This is a genomic window from Escherichia sp. E14S1 (genome assembly GCF_004211995.1).
GTDB lineage: Bacteria > Pseudomonadota > Gammaproteobacteria > Enterobacterales > Enterobacteriaceae > Escherichia.
Map to the genome: position 1 here is coordinate 70,834 of NZ_RHJQ01000016.1, position 22,039 is coordinate 92,872.

General features: G+C 52.8%; 22 protein-coding genes. 14 read left to right on the forward strand and 8 right to left on the reverse strand.

The window, feature by feature from the left end; translation table 11 throughout:
* Positions 1-10 precede the first annotated feature (10 nt).
* The 5 genes from D9734_RS18140 to D9734_RS18160 are packed head-to-tail and all read right to left on the reverse strand — an operon-like array spanning position 11 to position 3,947.
* The gene (locus D9734_RS18140) at positions 11-517 is read right to left on the reverse strand and encodes a tripartite tricarboxylate transporter TctB family protein (protein WP_130209456.1); all 507 of its coding nucleotides are present in this window, start codon (positions 515-517) and stop codon (positions 11-13) included.
* Between the two features lie 16 nt (positions 518-533).
* Entirely contained in the window at positions 534-1,508 is a 975-nt protein-coding gene (locus tag D9734_RS18145) for a tripartite tricarboxylate transporter substrate binding protein (RefSeq protein ID WP_130209458.1), read from the reverse strand.
* Positions 1,509-1,532: 24 nt separating this feature from the next.
* Positions 1,533-2,162, reverse strand: a complete 630-nt coding sequence (locus D9734_RS18150) for a 2-dehydro-3-deoxy-6-phosphogalactonate aldolase (RefSeq protein ID WP_130209460.1) — start codon at positions 2,160-2,162, stop codon at positions 1,533-1,535.
* On the reverse strand, positions 2,152-3,156 hold the full coding sequence (locus tag D9734_RS18155; RefSeq protein ID WP_130209462.1) for a 2-dehydro-3-deoxygalactonokinase: 1,005 nt from the start codon (positions 3,154-3,156) through the stop codon (positions 2,152-2,154). The genes D9734_RS18150 and D9734_RS18155 overlap by 11 nt, the downstream gene beginning before the upstream one ends.
* A 23-nt stretch (positions 3,157-3,179) precedes the next feature.
* A complete protein-coding gene (locus D9734_RS18160) occupies positions 3,180-3,947 on the reverse strand; it encodes an IclR family transcriptional regulator (protein WP_130209464.1) in 768 nt (255 codons plus the stop codon).
* A gap of 215 nt (positions 3,948-4,162) precedes the next feature.
* On the opposite strand from D9734_RS18160, the gene rmuC reads away from it, so the two are divergent.
* The 8 genes from rmuC (at position 4,163) to tatD (ending at position 11,169) form a co-directional block, all read left to right on the forward strand.
* On the forward strand, positions 4,163-5,590 hold the full coding sequence (gene rmuC / locus D9734_RS18165; RefSeq protein ID WP_130209466.1) for a DNA recombination protein RmuC: 1,428 nt from the start codon (positions 4,163-4,165) through the stop codon (positions 5,588-5,590).
* 94 nt (positions 5,591-5,684) lie between these two features.
* Positions 5,685-6,440 (forward strand): bifunctional demethylmenaquinone methyltransferase/2-methoxy-6-polyprenyl-1,4-benzoquinol methylase UbiE, encoded by a 756-nt coding sequence (gene ubiE / locus D9734_RS18170; RefSeq protein ID WP_000227958.1) that lies wholly within the window; start codon positions 5,685-5,687, stop codon positions 6,438-6,440.
* A gap of 13 nt (positions 6,441-6,453) precedes the next feature.
* Positions 6,454-7,059: a ubiquinone biosynthesis protein UbiJ gene (gene ubiJ / locus D9734_RS18175; RefSeq protein ID WP_130209468.1), complete on the forward strand. Its 606-nt coding sequence runs from the start codon at positions 6,454-6,456 to the stop codon at positions 7,057-7,059.
* Positions 7,059-8,699: a ubiquinone biosynthesis regulatory protein kinase UbiB gene (ubiB, locus tag D9734_RS18180; protein ID WP_130209470.1), complete on the forward strand. Its 1,641-nt coding sequence runs from the start codon at positions 7,059-7,061 to the stop codon at positions 8,697-8,699. The genes ubiJ and ubiB overlap by 1 nt, the downstream gene beginning before the upstream one ends.
* A gap of 78 nt (positions 8,700-8,777) precedes the next feature.
* Entirely contained in the window at positions 8,778-9,047 is a 270-nt protein-coding gene (gene tatA / locus D9734_RS18185) for a Sec-independent protein translocase subunit TatA (RefSeq protein WP_130209472.1), read from the forward strand.
* Between the two features lie 3 nt (positions 9,048-9,050).
* Positions 9,051-9,566 carry a Sec-independent protein translocase protein TatB gene (gene tatB / locus D9734_RS18190; protein ID WP_130209474.1) on the forward strand — a complete coding sequence of 172 codons (516 nt, stop codon included), beginning with the start codon at positions 9,051-9,053 and terminating at the stop codon, positions 9,564-9,566.
* A 2-nt stretch (positions 9,567-9,568) separates the two neighbouring features.
* Entirely contained in the window at positions 9,569-10,345 is a 777-nt protein-coding gene (gene tatC / locus D9734_RS18195; protein WP_000109937.1) for a Sec-independent protein translocase subunit TatC, read from the forward strand.
* Between the two features lie 41 nt (positions 10,346-10,386).
* Positions 10,387-11,169: a 3'-5' ssDNA/RNA exonuclease TatD gene (gene tatD, locus D9734_RS18200; RefSeq protein ID WP_130209476.1), complete on the forward strand. Its 783-nt coding sequence runs from the start codon at positions 10,387-10,389 to the stop codon at positions 11,167-11,169.
* On the opposite strand, the gene rfaH is transcribed toward tatD, so the two are convergent.
* Positions 11,166-11,654: a transcription/translation regulatory transformer protein RfaH gene (gene rfaH / locus D9734_RS18205; protein WP_130209478.1), complete on the reverse strand. Its 489-nt coding sequence runs from the start codon at positions 11,652-11,654 to the stop codon at positions 11,166-11,168. The genes tatD and rfaH overlap by 4 nt on opposite strands.
* Positions 11,655-11,820: 166 nt before the next feature.
* Between rfaH and ubiD the strand changes: the two genes are divergently transcribed.
* Both ubiD and fre read left to right on the forward strand, forming a co-directional pair.
* Complete coding sequence (gene ubiD, locus D9734_RS18210; protein ID WP_000339805.1) at positions 11,821-13,314, forward strand: 4-hydroxy-3-polyprenylbenzoate decarboxylase; 1,494 nt, start codon at positions 11,821-11,823, stop codon at positions 13,312-13,314.
* Between the two features lie 45 nt (positions 13,315-13,359).
* Complete coding sequence (fre, locus tag D9734_RS18215) at positions 13,360-14,061, forward strand: NAD(P)H-flavin reductase (protein WP_130209480.1); 702 nt, start codon at positions 13,360-13,362, stop codon at positions 14,059-14,061.
* A gap of 183 nt (positions 14,062-14,244) precedes the next feature.
* Here fre and fadA read toward each other — a convergent pair whose 3' ends face one another.
* Together fadA and fadB are read right to left on the reverse strand one after the other, a co-directional pair.
* Entirely contained in the window at positions 14,245-15,408 is a 1,164-nt protein-coding gene (gene fadA, locus D9734_RS18220) for an acetyl-CoA C-acyltransferase FadA (protein ID WP_130209482.1), read from the reverse strand.
* 9 nt (positions 15,409-15,417) lie between these two features.
* A complete protein-coding gene (gene fadB / locus D9734_RS18225; protein ID WP_130209484.1) occupies positions 15,418-17,607 on the reverse strand; it encodes a fatty acid oxidation complex subunit alpha FadB in 2,190 nt (729 codons plus the stop codon).
* A 188-nt stretch (positions 17,608-17,795) separates the two neighbouring features.
* Between fadB and pepQ the strand changes: the two genes are divergently transcribed.
* Genes pepQ through hemG form a run of 4 tightly spaced genes read left to right on the forward strand, consistent with a single transcriptional unit; the run spans position 17,796 to position 21,788 of the window.
* Positions 17,796-19,127, forward strand: coding sequence for a Xaa-Pro dipeptidase (gene pepQ, locus D9734_RS18230; protein ID WP_130209486.1), 1,332 nt, complete (start codon positions 17,796-17,798; stop codon positions 19,125-19,127).
* Complete coding sequence (locus tag D9734_RS18235) at positions 19,127-19,741, forward strand: IMPACT family protein (protein WP_001296979.1); 615 nt, start codon at positions 19,127-19,129, stop codon at positions 19,739-19,741. The genes pepQ and D9734_RS18235 overlap by 1 nt, the downstream gene beginning before the upstream one ends.
* Positions 19,742-19,779: 38 nt before the next feature.
* The gene (gene trkH, locus D9734_RS18240; RefSeq protein ID WP_130209488.1) at positions 19,780-21,231 is read left to right on the forward strand and encodes a Trk system potassium transporter TrkH; all 1,452 of its coding nucleotides are present in this window, start codon (positions 19,780-19,782) and stop codon (positions 21,229-21,231) included.
* An 11-nt stretch (positions 21,232-21,242) separates the two neighbouring features.
* The gene (gene hemG, locus D9734_RS18245) at positions 21,243-21,788 is read left to right on the forward strand and encodes a menaquinone-dependent protoporphyrinogen IX dehydrogenase (RefSeq protein ID WP_130209490.1); all 546 of its coding nucleotides are present in this window, start codon (positions 21,243-21,245) and stop codon (positions 21,786-21,788) included.
* Positions 21,789-22,039: the final 251 nt, after the last annotated feature.

Here is a 22,039-nt window from a genome sequence, read left to right on the forward strand (position 1 = left end):
CTGGCCCCTGTTATTCGAAAAATGTGCCGACAGGCAATGGCACCTGTAACGCTTCGACGAACAGCAACCAGAGGATTGCCGTTAACAACAGCGCAATACCCGGTGTGAGTACCCATCGCCTGTAGCCCATCAACGTCATAATGACGATGAGGAAAACAGGAGTAGTAATGAGATAACCGCAGTAGCTCATCGCCACAATATAAAACGCGGTTGCCGCAATTCCCGTTGCCGTTTTCCTGAATGCCGGTTTTTCCTGTGCGTTGGCGCAAGATTCTGGTTTTGCCAGCAAAAGATCACGTATCACCAGCAAGACAGCGAGCACAATCAGGGCGCAGGCATAGAAGGTAGGGAAGGCACTTGCACCGGGATCCGTTTCAATGGCAGTTGCTGGAAAATCAGCGGCATTAATCATCACTGTGCCAGCAACTACGCAAAGTAACAGCGCCACCACCACGGTGGATGAAAGGCGCTTGCGGTGCGGTACGGCGAGTTGAGCAACAGACTGTTTTGTGTTCATCGACCGTACCTCGGGATTATTTTTTCAGGCCCAGGCGAGTTAGCAGCTCGTCAAAATACTGTTCCTGCTCGCTGATTTGTGTCTGGAAGCTGACGCCATCAAGCCATGCATAGTTGAGATTCAACTTTTGCAGAGCATCCTGAAATACAGGCTCTTCAGCCGTCTCTTTTGCTGCCTTCGCCAGAACATCCACCACATCCTGCGGCGTTTTTTGCGACACAATCAGACCGCGCCAGGTGCCGATAGAGAGATCAATGCCTTTCTCTTTTAACGTCGGTACGTCAGGCATGGCTTTCACACGCTCATCCGCCATCACCACCAGTGTCTTCAGCTTGCCACCTTTCACATGGTTGATAACTTCACCTGGGCTTACAGAAACCGCTTCAATGTGCCCGCCTAACAGACCTGTAATGGCAGGGGCTGCGCCGTCATAAGGGACATGAGAAAACTTCGCGCCCGTTTTGTCTTCCAGAGCAGCCGCCGCCAGATGCCAGATAGCCCCGGTGCCTGAGTTACCAATGCGTACTTTTCCGGGATTCGCTTTGGCGTAAGTCATAAATTCGTCATAGCTATTCCACGGCGCATCGGCACGGACGGTGATAGCCGCCGGATCCGCATTCAGACGGGCGATGGGTTTGAAGTCGCTGGTTTTAAAACGCACCATTCCGAGGCCGGGAAGGGTGGTCAGTTCAACCGTGCCTAAACCGATTTTGTAACCGTTAGGGCGGGCAGCGGCGATTTCGCTCAGGCCAATAGCGCCGCCACCGCCAGGTTTATTGATAACCCCGATGCTGACGGGTAAATGGTTTTTGGCGGCATCAGCAAAGGCTCGGGCAACCAGATCCGTACCGCCTCCGGCAGCGTAGGGTACGACTAACTCGATCTGTTTGGTTGGGTAGGAAGCCGCCTGTACGGGTGCAGTGCTGAGGGCAGCGCCTGCAAGAAGTACCATCGCAGCCATTTTTTTCGGTAAGGTAAGATGTTTTATCATTGGTTTTATATCCTTATTTATCAGTTATTTATTATTTAAATTGTTCCATGCGTTCATAAAAAGCACTGCATTTTCATAGACCTGCTCTGGCGTCATGCCGGGGCGATATAGCGCAGAACCGAGGCCAAAACCGTTTGCGCCGTGGCTCAGATAACGCGCCATGGTTTCCGGTGTGATACCGCCAACCGGTAACATCGGAACGGATTGCGGAATAACCGCACGCCAGGCTTTGGTGACTTCTGGCGTAATTTGTTCGGCCGGGAACAGCTTGATGGCATTGGCGCCGTGTTCAATGGCAGCAAAGGCTTCAGTGGGCGTAGCGACGCCAGGCGCGCAATACATACCCAGCGCACGGGCGCGACGGATCACCGCAGTATCGCAATGCGGCATCACGATAATCTGGCCTCCAGCCTCTTTAACCGCGACCACCTGCTCTACTGAAAGCACAGTTCCGGCTCCGACCAGGCAGTCCTTAGGCAGGGCGTCGCGCAGTAGACTGATACTTTGCAACGGCTCCGGCGAGTTCATGGGAATCTCAATCAGGCGGAATCCGGCGGCGTACAGCTTTTCACCGATGGCGACAATCTCATCCGGTTTCACGCCGCGTAAAATGGCGACTAACCCGGTTTTTTGCAAAAGCGTATTAAATGGCATGAGTACATTCCCTGGCGTTGGTGGAGAGTAACCCGGCAGCGTGGGCGATTCGCCATAATCCCTGTTCAGTGGCATTAGGAATGGCGTGAAGCTGTCTGTCGGGAAAAACGTGGCTGAACGCCCGTGAATAGCGGCTGTTCAGGGTGGCGCTACCGATTAAGGCGATCGGCGTTGTGGCGGGTAAATCACGCAGCAAGCTGGATGCCAGACCACATAATTCATGGCCTATCAGTAATCCAGAAAGATAATCTCCCTGTGAGGACGGCGTAAGATTATCGGTCAGCAAGCGCGAACGGGTCGAAAACAGCGTCGATAATAATCCGGTCTGATGATGCTCCAGTGCCGCTGTCAGTCCTTGGGCAAAGGCATCCCAGTGCGGCTCATCTCCCGAATGCATGGTGGCGCCAAGAATCGAATGGCGGGATAAAACATCAAATAATTCGCCCGTCATAAAGGTTCGGAAATCGGTAATGGTGTTGTTTTCAACCACCGCCCATTTCGCATGAGTGCCAGGTAAGCCAATCAGCACCGGCACCCCCTTACGGATTGCGTCTTGCAGAGCAGGTTCCATTGTGATGGCACCGAAGATTTGTGTCTCTTCGCCACGCATCACTTCGGGCATTTCACCTTCTTTAATCACGCCGGGAATGATGTGCAGCATTGTCTGCTGCTGGTGGATAACCGGCGTCAGTTGCTTCGCCAGGCCATCGAGAGTGACCGGGCAAGGTAAATAAGCTGCTGGTTGCCACCCTTGCGCACTGCCGATCATGCCACAAGCCAGAACCGGGCAGGGGGATTGTGCCAGCCAGTCTCCACAGACACGTAAAAATGTATCGTGGAAAGCGTCCTCACGTGTTGCTGCCTGGGAGGGTAATTTCATGATTCCCCAAGGGAATTCACGTTTTTCTTGTGGATCTGGTGAGTCACCAAAACGCCATGCCCGAAGCGATGACGTTCCCCAGTCCAGGGCAATAAATGAGGTATTTCCCGACATTAGCCGTTTCCTTTAATCATGGTTTAATTATCTTTGCGGACGTGCTTACCCCAGCCCAGTTCAGCGGAGATCTCTTCTGCACAGGATTTGACGTAAGGTGCCAGTTCTTCCAGGCGCGCCAGCGACATATACGTGGTGGTACTGGCGACAGAAATGGCCGCCACAATTTCATTCCGGGCGTTGTAAATCGGCGCTGCAACGCAACGGATAGTGGGCTCGTTCTCTTCCAGATCAAAAGCAAAACCACTGGCGGCATAACGGCGCATGTTTTGTATAAATGCGCCCAGTTTTGTTTCATCACCACAAGTCAAAAATAGTGTGCGCCACTCTTCTTCTGTTCGGTTGAGGATCAACGCCTTGCCGATGCCGGTGATTGCCAGTGGCATGCGATGGCCTGGGCGTGAGCGCATTTCCAGCCCGCGCTGACTGTTGATCTTCTCCAGATACAGCACTTCGTCGCCTTCAACGATCCCCAGATGCACGGTGTCCAGGGTGTAACGGGCCAGACGTTGCAAAACGGGCTGTGCAACTTCATACAATGAAGTGCTTTCCAGCGCTCTGGCGCCGAGTTCGATCAGTTTGGCGCCCAGTTGGTAGCCCTGAGTTGGGACATGGCGCAGATAGCGTTGCTCCACCAAAACAGAGACTAAACGATGGGTTGTACTCCGCGTCGTGCCGGTGAACTCGCCGATGCTTTTCAGGTCATGGCAACCGTTATAAACAGCATTAATAACCGCCAGTCCGCGTAATAACGTTTGTGCGCCAGCGGTGGTTGCAGAGGTTTCTGCCATAGATGTCTCCTGATGATATTGCCGAGTGTTTCACAGAATAAAGTGGGGAAAAGGTGATGCGTCCCACAATATAAACTTAGTCTCATATTGTGGGATAAAATAAGCAAAATAAACGATCGTTTTGCGTAGCGCCTCGCAGGAAACTTCTTTCAAACTGGACGTTTGTACAGCACAATTCTATTTTGTGCGGGTAAGTTGTTGCGTCAGGAGGCTTTGTGGATTTCACAATCATTGTTTATGCCATTATTGCGCTGGTCAGTGTGGCCATCGGTTGGCTGTTTGCCAGTTATCAACATGCGCAGCAAAAAGCCGAGCAATTAGCTGAACGTGAAGAGATGGTCGCGGAGTTAAGTGCGGCAAAACAACAAGTTACCCAAAGTGAGCACTGGCGCGCAGAGTGTGAATTGCTCAATAACGAAGTGCGTAGTCTGCAAAGTATCAATACTTCGCTGGAGGCGGATCTGCGTGAAGTAACCACGCGGATGGAAGCCGCACAGCAACACGCTGACGATAAAATCCGCCAGATGATCAACAGCGAGCAGCGTTTGAGCGAGCAATTTGAAAATCTCGCCAACCGTATTTTTGAGCACAGTAATCGCCGGGTAGATGAACAAAATCGTCAGAGTCTGAACAACTTGTTATCGCCGCTGCGTGAACAACTGGATGGTTTTCGCCGACAGGTACAGGACAGCTTTGGTAAAGAAGCACAAGAACGCCATACCCTGACCCACGAAATTCGTAATCTACAGCAACTCAACGCGCAAATGGCCCAGGAAGCGATCAACCTGACGCGCGCGCTGAAAGGCGATAACAAAACCCAGGGGAACTGGGGCGAAGTGGTACTGACGCGGGTGCTGGAGGCTTCCGGACTGCGTGAAGGGTATGAATACGAAACCCAGGTAAGCATCGAAAATGATGCTCGCTCGCGGATGCAGCCGGATGTCATCGTGCGGCTGCCGCAGGGGAAAGATGTGGTGATCGATGCCAAAATGACGTTGGTCGCCTATGAACGCTACTTCAACGCGGAAGACGACTACACACGCGAAAGCGCATTGCAGGAGCATATTGCTTCGGTACGTAATCACATCCGCTTACTTGGGCGCAAAGATTATCAACAGCTGCCGGGGCTACGAACGCTGGATTACGTGCTGATGTTTATTCCCGTTGAACCAGCGTTTTTACTGGCGCTTGATCGCCAGCCAGAGCTGATCACCGAAGCGTTAAAGAACAACATCATGCTGGTTAGCCCCACCACGCTGCTGGTGGCGTTGCGTACTATCGCCAACCTGTGGCGTTATGAGCATCAAAGCCGTAACGCCCAGCAAATCGCCGATCGTGCCAGCAAGCTGTACGACAAGATGCGTCTGTTTATTGATGATATGTCCGCGATTGGTCAAAGTCTGGACAAAGCGCAGGATAACTATCGCCAGGCGATGAAAAAACTCTCTTCAGGTCGCGGAAATGTGCTGGCGCAGGCAGAAGCGTTTCGCGGTTTAGGGGTAGAAATTAAACGCGAGATTAATCCGGACTTGGCTGAACAGGCGGTGAGCCAGGATGAAGAGTATCGACTGCGGTCGGTTCCGGGGCAGCCGAATGATGAAGCTTATCAACGCGATGATGAATATAATCAGCAGTCGCGCTAGCCCATTAGGGGTAGTTAAGCCGGGTAGAAATCTAGGGCATCGACGCCCAATCTGTTACACTTCTGGAACAATTTTTTGATGAGCAGGCATTGAGATGGTGGATAAGTCACAAGAAACGACGCACTTTGGTTTTCAGACCGTCGCGAAGGAACAAAAAGCGGATATGGTCGCCCACGTTTTCCATTCCGTGGCATCGAAATATGATGTCATGAATGATTTGATGTCATTTGGTATTCATCGTTTGTGGAAGCGATTCACGATCGATTGCAGCGGTGTGCGTCGTGGGCAGACCGTACTGGATCTGGCTGGCGGTACCGGCGATCTGACGGCGAAATTCTCCCGCCTGGTTGGTGAAACGGGCAAAGTGGTTCTCGCCGATATCAATGAATCCATGCTCAAGATGGGCCGTGAGAAACTGCGCAATATCGGTGTGATTGGCAACGTTGAGTATGTTCAGGCGAACGCAGAGGCGCTGCCGTTCCCGGATAACACCTTTGATTGCATCACCATTTCGTTTGGTCTGCGTAACGTTACCGACAAAGATAAAGCACTGCGTTCGATGTATCGCGTGCTGAAACCGGGCGGTCGCCTGCTGGTGCTTGAGTTCTCGAAGCCGATTATCGAACCGTTAAGCAAAGCCTATGACGCTTACTCCTTCCATGTGCTGCCACGTATTGGTTCGCTGGTGGCGAACGATGCCGACAGCTACCGCTATCTGGCCGAATCCATCCGTATGCATCCCGATCAGGATACGCTGAAAGCCATGATGCAGGATGCCGGATTCGAAAGTGTCGATTATTACAACCTGACGGCTGGCGTTGTGGCGCTGCATCGTGGTTATAAGTTCTGACAGGAGTACGACTATGCCTTTTAAACCTTTAGTGACGGCAGGAATTGAAAGTCTGCTCAACACTTTCCTGTATCGCTCACCCGCGCTGAAAACAGCCCGCTCGCGTCTGCTGGGTAAAGTATTGCGCGTGGAGGTAAAAGGCTTTTCGACGTCGCTAATTCTGGTGTTTAGTGAACGGCAGGTCGATGTGCTGGGCGAATGGTCTGGCGATGCTGATTGCACCGTTATCGCCTACGCCAGCGTGTTGCCGAAACTTCGTGACCGCCAGCAGCTTGCCGCACTAATTCGCAGCGGTGAGCTGGAAGTGCAGGGCGATATTCAGGTGGTACAGAATTTCGTGGCGTTGGCAGATCTGGCAGAGTTCGACCCTGCGGAACTGTTGGCACCTTATACTGGTGATATTGCCGCCGAAGGCATCAGCAAAGCCCTGCGCGGTGGCGCAAAGTTCCTGCATCACGGTATTAAACGCCAGCAACGTTATGTGGCAGAAGCTATCACCGAAGAGTGGCGTATGGCGCCTGGTCCGCTTGAAGTGGCCTGGTTTGCGGAAGAGACAGCCGCTGTTGAACGTGCCGTTGATGCGTTAACCAAACGGCTGGAAAAACTGGAGGCAGTTTAATGACGCCAGGTGAAGTACGGCGCCTGTATTTCATCATTCGCACTTTTTTAAGCTACGGACTTGATGAACTGATCCCTAAAATGCGTATCACCTTGCCGCTGCGGTTATGGCGATACTCATTATTCTGGATGCCGAATCGGCACAAAGACAAACCATTAGGTGAGCGACTACGACTGGCGCTGCAAGAGCTGGGGCCGGTATGGATCAAGTTCGGGCAGATGTTGTCTACCCGTCGTGACCTTTTCCCGCCGCATATTGCCGATCAGCTGGCGTTATTGCAGGACAAAGTCGCCCCGTTTGATGGCAGACTGGCGAAGCAACAGATTGAAGCTGCAATGGGCGGTCTGCCGGTGGAGGCGTGGTTTGACGATTTTGAAATCGAGCCGCTGGCGTCGGCCTCTATCGCCCAGGTTCATACCGCGCGATTGAAATCGAATGGCAAAGATGTGGTAATTAAAGTCATCCGTCCGGACATTTTGCCGGTGATTAAAGCGGATCTGAAACTTATCTACCGCTTGGCTCGCTGGGTGCCGCGTTTGCTGCCGGATGGCCGCCGTCTGCGCCCAACTGAAGTGGTGCGCGAGTACGAAAAGACCTTGATTGATGAATTGAATTTGCTGCGGGAATCTGCCAACGCCATTCAGTTACGACGCAATTTTGAAGACAGCCCGATGCTCTACATCCCGGAAGTTTACCCTGACTATTGCAGCGAAGGGATGATGGTGATGGAGCGCATTTACGGCATTCCCGTTTCTGATGTCGCGGCGCTGGAGAAAAACGGCACTAACATGAAATTGCTGGCGGAACGCGGTGTGCAGGTGTTCTTCACCCAGGTTTTCCGTGACAGCTTTTTCCATGCCGATATGCATCCAGGCAACATCTTCGTAAGCTATGAACACCCGGAAAACCCGAAATATATCGGCATTGATTGCGGGATAGTCGGCTCGCTAAACAAGGAAGATAAACGCTATCTGGCGGAAAACTTTATCGCCTTCTTTAACCGCGACTATCGCAAAGTGGCAGAGCTGCATGTCGACTCAGGCTGGGTACCGCCAGATACCAACGTTGAAGAGTTCGAATTTGCCATTCGTACCGTTTGCGAACCTATCTTTGAGAAACCGCTGGCCGAAATTTCGTTTGGACATGTGCTATTAAATCTGTTTAATACGGCGCGTCGCTTCAATATGGAAGTGCAGCCGCAACTGGTGTTACTTCAGAAAACCTTGCTCTATATCGAAGGAGTAGGACGGCAGCTTTATCCGCAGCTCGATTTATGGAAAACTGCAAAACCTTTCCTTGAATCGTGGATTAAAGATCAGGTCGGTATTCCCGCGCTGGTGAGAGCATTTAAGGAAAAAGCGCCGTTCTGGATCGAAAAAATGCCAGAACTGCCTGAATTGGTTTATGACAGTTTGCGCCAGGGCAAGTATTTACAGCATAGTGTTGATAAGATTGCGCGCGAGTTACAGTCGAATCATGTGCGTCAGGGACAATCTCGTTACTTATTGGGGATTGGTGCGACGTTAGTATTAAGCGGCACATTCTTGTTGGTCAGCCGACCGGAATGGGGGCTGATGCCCGGCTGGTTAATGGCGGCCGGTCTGATCGCCTGGTTTGTCGGTTGGTGCAAAACACGCTGATTTTTTCATCGCTCAAGGCGGGCCGTGTAACGTATAATGCGGCCTTGTTTAATCATCATCTACCACAGAGGAACATGTATGGGTGGTATCAGTATTTGGCAGTTATTGATTATTGCCGTCATCGTTGTACTGCTTTTTGGCACCAAAAAGCTCGGCTCCATCGGTTCCGATCTTGGTGCGTCGATCAAAGGCTTTAAAAAAGCAATGAGCGATGATGAACCAAAGCAGGATAAAACCAGTCAGGATGCTGATTTTACTGCGAAAACAATCGCCGATAAGCAGGCGGATGCGAATCAGGAACAGGCTAAAACAGAAGACGCAAAGCGCCACGATAAAGAGCAGGTGTAATCCGTGTTTGATATCGGTTTTAGCGAACTGCTATTGGTGTTCATCATCGGCCTCGTAGTTCTGGGGCCGCAACGACTGCCTGTGGCGGTAAAAACGGTAGCGGGCTGGATTCGCGCGTTGCGTTCACTGGCAACAACGGTGCAGAACGAACTGACCCAGGAGTTAAAACTCCAGGAGTTTCAGGACAGCCTGAAAAAGGTTGAAAAGGCGAGTCTCACCAACCTGACGCCCGAACTGAAAGCGTCAATGGATGAGCTGCGCCAGGCCGCGGAGTCGATGAAGCGTTCCTACGTTGCGAATGACCCTGAAAAGGCGAGCGATGAAGCGCACACCATTCATAACCCGGTGGTGAAAGACAATGAGGCTGCGCATGAAGGCGTCACGCCTGCCGCTGCACAAACGCAGGCCAGTTCGCCGGAACAGAAGCCAGAAACCACGCCAGAGCCGGTGGTAAAACCTGCTGCGGACGCTGAACCGAAAACCGCTGCACATTCCCCTTCGTCGAGTGATAAACCGTAAACATGTCTGTAGAAGATACTCAACCGCTTATCACGCATCTGATTGAGCTGCGTAAGCGTCTGCTGAACTGCATTATCGCGGTGATCGTGATATTTCTGTGTCTGGTCTATTTCGCCAATGACATTTATCACCTGGTATCCGCGCCATTGATCAAGCAGTTGCCGCAAGGTTCAACGATGATCGCCACCGATGTGGCCTCGCCGTTCTTTACGCCAATCAAGCTGACCTTTATGGTGTCGCTGATTCTGTCAGCGCCGGTGATTCTCTATCAGGTGTGGGCATTTATCGCTCCTGCACTCTATAAGCACGAACGTCGCCTGGTGGTGCCGCTGCTGGTTTCCAGCTCTCTGCTGTTTTATATCGGCATGGCGTTCGCTTATTTCGTGGTCTTCCCGCTGGCGTTTGGTTTCCTTGCCAATACCGCGCCTGAAGGGGTGCAGGTATCCACCGACATTGCCAGCTATTTGAGCTTCGTGATGGCGCTGTTTATGGCGTTTGGTATCTCCTTTGAAGTGCCTGTGGCGATTGTGCTGCTGTGCTGGATGGGGATTACCTCGCCAGAAGACTTACGCAAAAAACGTCCGTATGTGCTGGTTGGTGCATTCGTCGTCGGGATGCTGCTGACGCCGCCGGATGTCTTCTCGCAAACGCTGCTGGCGATCCCGATGTACTGCCTGTTTGAAATTGGCGTCTTCTTCTCGCGCTTTTACGTTGGTAAAGGCCGAAACCGGGAAGAAGAAAACGACGCTGAAGCAGAAAGCGAAAAAACTGAAGAATAAACTCAACCGCCCGTCAGGGCGGTTGTCATATGGAGTGCAGGATGTTTGATATCGGCGTTAATCTGACCAGCTCACAATTTGCGAAAGACCGTGATGATGTCGTAGCGCGCGCTTTTGCTGCGGGAGTTAATGGGCTACTCATCACCGGCACTAACCTGCGCGAAAGCCAGCAGGCGCAAAAGCTGGCGCGTCAGTATCCGCACTGTTGGTCAACAGCGGGTGTGCATCCTCATGACAGTAGTCAGTGGCAAGACGCAACAGAAGAAATGATTGTGGCGCTGGCCTCGCAGCCAGAAGTGGTGGCGATTGGTGAGTGTGGCCTCGACTTTAACCGCAACTTTTCGACGCCGGAAGAGCAGGAACGCGCTTTTGTTGCCCAGCTACGCATTGCCGCAGAGTTAAACATGCCGGTATTTATGCACTGCCGTGATGCCCACGAGCGGTTTATGACGTTGCTGGAGCCGTGGCTGGATAAACTGCCTGGCGCGGTGTTGCACTGTTTTACCGGCACACGCGAAGAGATGCAGGCGTGCGTGGCGCGCGGAATTTATATCGGCATTACTGGTTGGGTTTGCGATGAACGACGCGGACTGGAGCTGCGAGAACTGTTGCCATTTATTCCGGCGGAGAAATTGCTGGTTGAGACAGACGCACCGTATTTGCTTCCGCGCGATCTCACGCCGAAGCCATCGTCACGGCGTAATGAGCCAGCCTATCTGCCCCATATTTTGCAACGTATTGCACACTGGCGTGGGGAAGATGCCGCATGGCTGGCTGCTACCACGGATGCCAATGTCAAAAAGTTATTTAGGATTGCGTTCTAGAGTTTGCGGAACTCGGTGTTCTTCACACTGTGCTTAATCTCTTTATTGATAAGATTAAGCAATAGCATAGAGCGAGCCTCGCCGTCGGGTTCGGTGAAAATAGCCTGAAAACCTTCGAAAGCGCCTTCGGTGATAATCACCTTATCACCAGGATAGGGCGTCGCAGGATCAACAATGTCTTCCGGTTTATACACCGACAGTTGATGAATAACCGCAGATGGGACTATCGCTGGCGATGCGCCAAAGCGCACAAAGTGGCTGACGCCGCGGGTAGCACTGATGGTTGTGGTATGAATCACTTCCGGATCAAATTCCACAAACAGGTAGTTGGGGAACAATGGTTCACTGACTGCGGTACGTTTGCCTCGCACGATTTTTTCCAGGGTGATCATCGGCGCCAGGCAATTCACCGCCTGTCTTTCGAGGTGCTCCTGGGCACGTTGAAGTTGCCCGCGCTTGCAGTACAGTAAATACCAGGATTGCATAATGACTCTTATCCGTTTAATCGGGGCGCAAGGATAGCAAAAGCTTTACGCTAAGTTAATTATATTCCCCGGTTTGCGTTATGCCGTCAGAGTTCACGCTAATTTAACAAATTTACAGCATCGCGAAGATGAACGCCGTATAATGGGCGAAGATTAAGAGGCTACAATGGACGCCATGAAATATAACGATTTACGCGACTTCCTGACGCTGCTTGAACAGCAGGGTGAGCTAAAACGTATCACGCTCCCGGTGGATCCGCATCTGGAAATCACTGAAATTGCTGACCGCACTCTGCGTGCCGGTGGACCTGCGTTGTTGTTTGAAAACCCCAAAGGTTATTCGATGCCGGTGCTGTGCAACCTGTTTGGTACGCCAAAGCGCGTGGCGATGGGCATGGGCCAGGAAGATGTTTCGGCGCTGCGTGAAGTCGGTAAATTATTGGCGTTTCTGAAAGAGCCGGAGCCGCCAAAAGGTTTCCGCGACCTGTTTGATAAACTGCCGCAGTTTAAGCAGGTGTTAAACATGCCGACAAAGCGATTGCGTGGTGCGCCTTGCCAACAAAAAATCGTCTCTGGTGATGACGTCGATCTTAACCGCATTCCCATTATGACCTGCTGGCCGGAAGACGCCGCGCCGCTAATTACCTGGGGGCTGACCGTAACGCGCGGCCCGCATAAAGAGCGGCAGAATCTGGGTATTTATCGCCAGCAGCTGATTGGTAAAAACAAACTGATTATGCGCTGGCTGTCGCATCGTGGCGGCGCACTGGATTATCAGGAGTGGTGCGCGGCGCATCCGGGCGAACGTTTCCCGGTTTCTGTGGCGCTGGGTGCCGATCCCGCTACGATTCTCGGTGCAGTGACGCCAGTCCCGGATACATTGTCGGAATACGCCTTTGCCGGATTGCTGCGCGGCACCAAGACCGAAGTGGTGAAGTGTATCTCCAATGACCTTGAAGTGCCCGCCAGTGCGGAGATTGTGCTGGAAGGGTATATCGAACAAGGCGAAACGGCGCCGGAAGGGCCGTATGGCGACCATACCGGTTACTATAACGAAGTCGATAGTTTCCCGGTATTTACCGTGACGCATATTACCCAGCGTGAAGATGCGATTTACCATTCCACCTATACCGGGCGTCCGCCAGATGAACCCGCGGTACTGGGCGTGGCGTTGAACGAAGTGTTCGTGCCGATTCTGCAAAAACAGTTCCCGGAAATTGTCGATTTTTACCTGCCGCCGGAAGGCTGTTCTTATCGCCTGGCGGTAGTGACAATCAAAAAACAGTACGCCGGACATGCGAAGCGCGTCATGATGGGGGTCTGGTCATTCTTACGCCAGTTTATGTACACTAAGTTCGTGATCGTCTGCGATGATGATGTTAACGCACGCGACTGGAACGATGTGATTTGGGCAATTACCACCCGTATGGACCCTGCGCGGGATACGGTGTTGGTAGAAAATACGCCTATTGATTATCTGGATTTTGCCTCGCCCGTCTCCGGGCTGGGTTCAAAAATGGGGCTGGATGCCACGAATAAATGGCCAGGGGAAACCCAGCGTGAATGGGGACGTCCCATCAAAAAAGATCCGGACGTTGTCGCACGTATTGATGCCATCTGGGATGAACTGGCTATTTTTAACAACGGTAAAAGCGCCTGATGCGCGTTTGTTTTGCCCTATTTATTGATCCGACAGAGAAAGCGCATGACAACCTTAAGCTGTAAAGTGACCTCGGTAGAAGCTATCACCGATACCGTATATCGTGTTCGCATCGTGCCAGACGCGGCCTTTTCTTTTCGTGCTGGTCAGTATTTGATGGTGGTGATGGACGAGCGCGACAAACGCCCGTTTTCAATGGCTTCGACGCCGAATGAACAAGGTTTCATTGAGCTGCACATTGGCGCTTCGGAGATCAATCTCTACGCCAAAGCCGTTATGGATCGCATCCTTAAAGATCATCAAATCGTGGTGGATATTCCTCACGGTGAAGCGTGGCTGCGCGATGATGAAGAACGTCCGATGATTCTGATTGCGGGCGGCACGGGGTTCTCTTATGCGCGCTCGATTTTGCTGACAGCGCTGGCACGTAATCCCAATCGCGATATCACCATTTACTGGGGCGGGCGTGAAGAGCAACATCTTTATGATCTGTCCGAGCTTGAGGCGCTTTCTCTGAAGCATCCTGGTTTGCGTGTGGTGCCGGTAGTTGAACAACCGGAAGCGGGCTGGCGTGGACGTACTGGCACCGTGTTAACGGCGGTATTGCAGGATCACGGTACGCTGGCGGAGCATGATATCTATATCGCTGGCCGCTTTGAGATGGCGAAAATCGCCCGTGACCTGTTCTGCAATGAGCGTAATGCACGGGAAGATCGTCTGTTTGGCGATGCGTTTGCGTTTATCTAAGCCATAAAAAACCCGCCCCTGACAGGCGGGAAGAACGGCAACTAAAACTTTATACAGTGGCATTTGGATCTATGTCGCATCCGGAAAACAATGCCTGATGCGACGCTTGCGCGTCTTATCAGGCCTACAAATAGTCCTGAACCGTGGGCCGGATAAGGCGTTTACGCCGCATCCGGCAAGTGGTTAAACCCGCTCAAACACCGTCGCAATACCCTGACCCAGACCGATACACATCGTCGCCAGACCAAACTGGGCATCTTTGCGCTCCATCAGATTCAGCAGCGTGGTACTGATACGAGCACCTGAACAGCCCAGCGGATGACCCAGCGCGATCGCGCCACCGTTGAGGTTGATCTTCTCGTCGATCTGCTCCATCAGCCCCAGATCTTTAATGCACGGCAGGATCTGCGCGGCAAAGGCTTCGTTCATCTCAAACACACCGATATCGCTGGCAGAAAGCCCCGCTTTTTTCAGCGCCAGTTTTGAGGCCGGAACCGGGCCGTAACCCATAATCGACGGGTCACAACCGACGACCGCCATCGAACGCACGCGGGCGCGCGGCTTAAGACCTAATTCACGGGCGCGGCTTTCACTCATCACCAACATGGCAGCTGCACCATCGGAAAGCGCAGAAGATGTACCCGCCGTTACCGTACCGCTGACGGGATCAAACGCCGGACGCAGCGTGGCGAGGGCTTCCACGGTGGTTTCCGGGCGAATCACTTCGTCGTAATTAAACTGCTTCAATACGCCGTCGGCATCGTGACCACCGGTCGGGATGATTTCATTTTTAAATGCGCCCGACTGCGTGGCGGCCCAGGCGCGGGCGTGTGACCGCGCGGCAAAGGCATCCTGCATTTCACGGCTGATACCGTGCATACGCGCCAGCATTTCTGCCGTTAAGCCCATCATGCCCGCCGCTTTGGCGACATTGCGGCTCAGGCCGGGGTGAAAATCGACGCCGTGACTCATCGGCACATGGCCCATATGCTCCACGCCGCCAACCAGACATGCCTGTGCATCGCCAGTCATGATCATTCGTGCTGCATCATGCAGTGCCTGCATGGATGAACCACACAGACGGTTGACGGTAACCGCCGGGACAGAGTGTGGTACTTCAGCCAACAGCGCCGCGTTACGGGCGATATTAAAACCCTGCTCCAGCGTCTGCTGCACACAGCCCCAGTAAATATCGTCGAGGGCCGCCGCTTCCAGCGCCGGATTACGCGCCAGCAAGCTACGCATTAAATGAGCGGAGAGATCTTCCGCACGTACGTTACGAAAAGCACCGCCCTTCGAACGGCCCATCGGGGTGCGAATTGCATCGACAATGACAACCTGTTCCATTGTGACTCCTTAAGCCGTTTTCAGGTCGCCAACCGGACGGGCTGGCTCAACCGAGGGATAGTACGGTTCGTTATGACGCGCTTTATTACGCAGACCTTCCGGCACTTCGTACAGCGGGCCGAGGTGCTGATATTGCTGTGCCATATCGAGGTATTTCGCGCTGCCGAGGGTGTCCAGCCAGCGGAACGCGCCGCCGTGGAACGGAGGAAAGCCCAAGCCGTAGACCAGCGCCATATCCGCTTCTGCCGGAGTGGCAATAATGCCTTCTTCCAGACAGCGCACCACTTCGTTGACCATCGGGATCATCATGCGGGCGATAATCTCTTCCTCGCTAAAATCACGCTTCGGCTGGCTGACTTCTGCCAACAGATCGTCAACGACGGCGTCTTCTTCTTTCTTCGGCTTACCTTTGCTGTCTTCTTTATAACACCAGAAACCGAGGCCGTTCTTCTGACCAAAGCGGTTGGCATCAAACAGCGCGTCGATGGCATCGCGATAATCTTTCTGCATCCGCTGCGGGAAACCTGCAGCCATCACCACCTGGGCGTGATGGGCGGTATCAATCCCCACAACATCCAGCAGATATGCCGGACCCATCGGCCAGCCAAACTGTTTTTCCATCACTTTGTCGATCTTGCGGAAGTCCGCGCCGTCGCGCAGCAACTGGCTGAAACCGGCGAAGTAGGGGAACAACACGCGGTTAACAAAGAAGCCGGGGCAGTCGTTAACCACAATCGGCGTTTTGCCCATCTTGCTCGCCCATGCGACGACTTTCGCGATGGTTTCGTCGGAGCTTTTCTCGCCGCGAATAATTTCTACCAACGGCATCCGGTGTACCGGGTTAAAGAAGTGCATTCCGCAGAAGTTTTCCGGGCGTTCCAGCGCGTTGGCCAGTTCGCTGATAGGAATGGTTGAAGTGTTAGACGCCAGCACGGTATCCGGTCGTACTTTCTGCTCGGTTTCTGCCAGTACAGCTTTTTTCACTTTCGGGTTTTCGACAACCGCTTCTACCACAATATCTACGCGGTCAAACCCGGCGTAGTCGAGCGTTGGGTGGATCGTGGAGATCACGCCAGCCAGTTTCAGACCATCGATCTTGCCGCGCTCAAGCTGCTTGTTCAGCAGTTTCGCGGCTTCGGTCATGCCGAGGGTTAACGACTTGTCGTTGATATCTTTCATGACAACCGGCACGCCTTTCCACGCGGACTGGTAAGCGATGCCGCCACCCATGATGCCTGCGCCCAGTACAGCGGCCTGTTTCGGTGTTTCAACGTCTTTGGTGAGTTTCTTCGCTTTGCCTTTTACATATTGATCGTTAAGGAAAATGCCGACCAGTGCGCGGGCTTCGTTGGTATGCGCCAGCGGGACAAAGCTTTTGTTTTCCAGATTTAATGCTTCTTCACGACCAAAACGGGCCGCAGCTTCAATGGTTTTTACTGCGGTGATGGGGGCCGGATAATGTTTCCCCGCCGTTTGTGCGACCATCCCTTTAGCGATGGTGAAGCTCATGGTGGCTTCAATCTTGCTCAGTTTTAGCGGTTCTAGCTTCGGCTGACGTTTCGCTTTCCAGTCGAGGTCGCCGTTAATGGCCTGGCGTAAAATCGCCATCGCCCCTTCAATCAGTTTTTCTGCTTTGACTACGCCATCCACCAGACCGATTTTCAGCGCCTGATCCGCGCCGACATCTTTACCGGCGGCAATGATTTCCAGCGCACTGTCAGCGCCCAGCATACGTGGCATACGTACAGAACCGCCAAAGCCCGGCATGATGCCCAGTTTGGTTTCCGGCAGACCGATGCGCAGATCCGGCGTCGCCAGACGATAATCGGTCGCCAGTACACATTCGCAGCCACCGCCCAGCGCATAGCCGTTGACGGCGGCAATGGTCGGCACCGGCAGATCTTCCAGGCGATTAAACACGCTATTGGCAAAATGCAGCCACTGGCTTAACTGTTCTTCAGGAACGAGGAACAGGGACAAAAATTCGGTGATATCAGCACCGACGATAAAGGCTGCTTTGTTCGAACGCAGCAGCAGCCCTTTTAGATCTGATTGCTGTTCCAGCACGCCGATGGCCTCGCCGAGGCTGGCGACGGTCGCAGTGTCGAGTTTATTAACTGAACCTGGGGCATCAAATACCAGTTCGGCAATGCCATCTTCCAGCCAGTCAAGGTACAGGGTGTCGCCTTTGTAAAGCATGTCAGTCTCCTGAATCCGCAAGGTGATCTGGTCGTACCAGATGCATCGAAGTGTGTATTTTGTGTTAAAAATATGCAAACAAAAGATTAAAGAAATGCCGATCTGATCACGCTCGGCAGAAATCACGCTCTGAATGAACGATGTGCTAAGATGCGGAGACTTAAGGTCAAAAAACAGAAGGGTAAAAAATGGAATCACTGGCCTCGCTCTATAAAAATCATATAGCTACCTTACAAGAACGGACTCGCGATGCGCTGGCGCGCTTCAAGCTGGATGCATTACTTATTCACTCCGGCGAGCTGTTCAATGTTTTTCTCGACGATCATCCCTATCCGTTTAAAGTGAACCCGCAATTCAAAGCGTGGGTGCCGGTAACTCAGGTGCCAAACTGCTGGTTGCTGGTGGATGGCGTGAACAAGCCGAAACTGTGGTTCTATCTGCCAGTTGATTACTGGCACAACGTCGAACCGCTGCCGACCGCCTTCTGGACTGAAGATGTGGACGTGATCGCGCTGCCGAAAGCCGATGGCATTGGTAGCCTGCTGCCTGCTGCGCGCGGCAATATTGGTTATATCGGTCCGGTGCCGGAACGTGCGCTGCAACTGGGCATTGAGGCCAGCAATATCAACCCGAAAGGGGTGATCGACTACCTGCATTACTACCGCTCCTTCAAAACCGAGTACGAACTGGCCTGTATGCGTGAAGCGCAGAAAATGGCGGTCAGCGGTCATCGCGCGGCAGAAGAAGCGTTCCGTTCTGGCATGAGCGAGTTCGATATCAACATTGCCTATCTGACCGCGACCGGTCATCGTGATACCGACGTACCTTACAGCAACATTGTGGCGCTCAACGAACACGCTTCGGTGCTGCATTACACCAAACTGGACCATCAGGCACCGGAAGAGATGCGTAGCTTCCTGCTGGATGCCGGGGCAGAATATAACGGCTATGCGGCTGACCTGACCCGAACCTGGTCGGCAAAAAGCGACAACGACTACGCACAGCTGGTGAAAGACGTTAATGATGAACAACTGGCGCTGATCGCCACCATGAAAGCAGGCGTCAGCTATGTGGATTACCACATCCAGTTCCATCAGCGCATTGCCAAACTGCTGCGTAAACATCAAATCATCACCGATATGAGTGAAGAAGCGATGGTCGAAAACGATCTCACCGGACCGTTTATGCCGCACGGTATCGGCCATCCGCTGGGCCTGCAGGTGCATGACGTAGCAGGTTTTATGCAGGATGATAGCGGTACGCACCTCGCGGCACCGGCAAAATATCCGTACCTGCGCTGCACCCGTATTCTCCAGCCGGGCATGGTGTTAACCATTGAGCCGGGTATCTACTTCATCGAATCGTTGCTGGCACCGTGGCGTGAAGGGCAGTTCAGCAAACACTTCAACTGGCAGAAAATTGAAGCACTGAAACCGTTCGGCGGCATTCGTATCGAAGACAACGTGGTGATCCACGAAAATAACGTGGAAAACATGACCCGGGATCTGAAACTGGCGTGATGGAAAGCTGGTTAATTCCTGCGGCACCGGTCACGGTCGTTGAAGAGATCAAAAAGAGCCGCTTCATAACGATGTTGGCGCATACCGATGGCGTTGAGGCGGCGAAAGCGTTTGTTGAATCGGTGCGGGCAGAACACCCCGATGCCCGCCACCATTGTGTGGCGTGGGTGGCGGGGGCGCCGGATGATTCTCAACAGCTGGGTTTCTCTGACGACGGGGAACCGGCGGGAACGGCAGGTAAACCGATGCTCGCCCAACTGATGGGTAGCGGCGTCGGGGAAATTACCGCTGTGGTGGTGCGCTACTACGGCGGCATATTGCTTGGCACCGGTGGGTTAGTGAAAGCGTATGGCGGCGGCGTGAATCAGGCGTTGCGCCAGCTAACGACCCAACGCAAGACGCCATTAACCGAATATACTTTGCAATGTGAATATAGTCAGTTAACCGGCATTGAAGCGTTGCTGGGGCAGTGTGACGGCAAAATTATCAACAGTGATTATCAGGCATTCGTTCTGCTGCGGGTGGCGCTTCCAGCGGCGAAAGTGGCTGAATTTTCCGCAAAGCTGGCGGATTTTAGCCGTGGTTCATTGCAATTGTTAGCGATTGAAGAATAATCCCCACTTCGTTTTGCAGAACTAAGGAAGCGGCAGAGATGCATTTTCGCGCCATTACCCGAATCGTTGGACTACTGGTCATCTTATTCTCAGGGACAATGATTATCCCTGGGCTGGTAGCACTCATCTACCGGGATGGGGCGGGCCGCGCATTTACCCAGACCTTTTTTGTCGCCCTCGCTATTGGCTCTATGTTGTGGTGGCCTAACCGTAAAGAGAAGGGCGAACTGAAATCCCGTGAAGGGTTTCTGATCGTGGTGCTGTTCTGGACCGTGCTGGGTAGCGTCGGTGCGCTCCCTTTTATCTTCTCGGAAAGCCCGAACCTCACGATCACCGATGCGTTTTTTGAATCTTTCTCCGGCCTGACCACCACGGGGGCCACTACGCTGGTGGGGCTGGATTCGCTCCCTCACGCAATCCTCTTTTATCGCCAGATGCTGCAATGGTTTGGCGGGATGGGGATCATCGTGTTGGCGGTTGCGATACTGCCTATCCTCGGCGTTGGTGGGATGCAGCTCTATCGCGCGGAAATGCCCGGCCCGCTGAAAGATAACAAAATGCGTCCGCGAATTGCGGAAACGGCGAAAACCCTGTGGTTGATTTATGTCTTGTTGACCGTCGCCTGTGCACTGGCGCTGTGGTTTGCTGGAATGGATGCCTTTGATGCCATCGGTCATAGCTTTGCGACAATCGCTATTGGCGGCTTTTCGACGCATGATGCCAGCGTTGGCTATTTCGATAGCCCGACTATTAACACTATCATTGCTATCTTCCTGCTGATCTCCGGCTGTAACTACGGTCTGCACTTTTCACTGTTAAGTGGGCGTAGTCTGAAGGTCTACTGGCGCGATCCGGAATTTCGCATGTTTATCGGCGTACAGCTTACGCTGGTGGTTATTTGTACCCTCGTGCTGTGGTTTCATAATGTCTACAGTTCGGCGCTGATGACAATTAACCAGGCATTTTTCCAGGTGGTGTCGATGGCGACAACCGCCGGGTTTACGACTGATAGCATTGCCCGCTGGCCGCTCTTTTTGCCGGTACTGCTTTTATGTTCAGCTTTTATCGGCGGTTGCGCCGGGTCAACGGGCGGTGGCCTGAAAGTGATCCGCATCCTGCTGCTGTTTAAGCAGGGGAACCGTGAGCTGAAACGACTGGTGCATCCGAACGCCGTCTATAGCATTAAGCTGGGGAATCGCGCACTGCCGGAACGTATCCTCGAAGCCGTTTGGGGATTTTTCTCCGCCTATGCATTGGTGTTTATTGTCAGTATGCTGGCGATAATCGCCACGGGCGTGGATGACTTTTCTGCCTTTGCCTCGGTTGTTGCGACATTGAATAACCTGGGGCCAGGGCTTGGCGTGGTTGCTGATAACTTTACCAGCATGAACCCGGTGGCTAAATGGATCCTGATTGCCAACATGCTGTTTGGTCGTCTTGAGGTCTTTACATTGCTGGTGCTCTTTACCCCGACTTTCTGGCGTGAATGATGGAGTAATACGTGAAAACATTAATTCTTTTCTCAACAAGGGACGGACAAACGCGCGAGATTGCCTCCTACCTGGCTTCGGAACTGAAAGAACTGGGGATCCAGGCGGATGTCGCTAATGTGCACCGCATTGAAGAACCACAATGGGAAAACTACGATCGCGTGGTGATTGGCGCTTCTATTCGCTACGGTCATTACCATTCTGCGTTCCAGGCATTTGTCAAAAAGCATGCCACCCGGCTGAACTCAATGCCGAGCGCCTTTTACTCCGTCAACCTGGTGGCACGCAAGCCGGAGAAGCGGACTGTGCAGACCAACAGCTACGCACGAAAGTTTCTGATGAGTTCACAATGGCGCCCCGATCGCTGTGCCGTTATTGCCGGGGCACTGCGTTATCCACGCTATCGTTGGTACGACCGCTTTATGATCAAGCTGATTATGAAGATGTCAGGCGGAGAAACAGATACGCGCAAAGAGGTTGTCTATACCGATTGGGAGCAGGTCGCGAATTTTGCCCGAGAAATCGCTCAATTAACCAACAGATCGGCGTCGAAATAAGCATAAAGAATAAAAAACGCGCATTCGGAAAATTATTTTAAATTTCCTCTTGTCAGCTCAGAATAACTCCCTATAATGCGCCACCACTGACACGGAACAACGGCAAACACGCCGCCGGGTCAGCGGGATTCTCCTGAGAATTCCGGCAGAGAAAAGCAAAAAAATGCTTGACTCTGTAGCGGGAAGGCGTATTATGCACACCCCGCGCCGCTGAGAAAAAGCAAAGCGGCACTGTTCTTTAACAATTTATC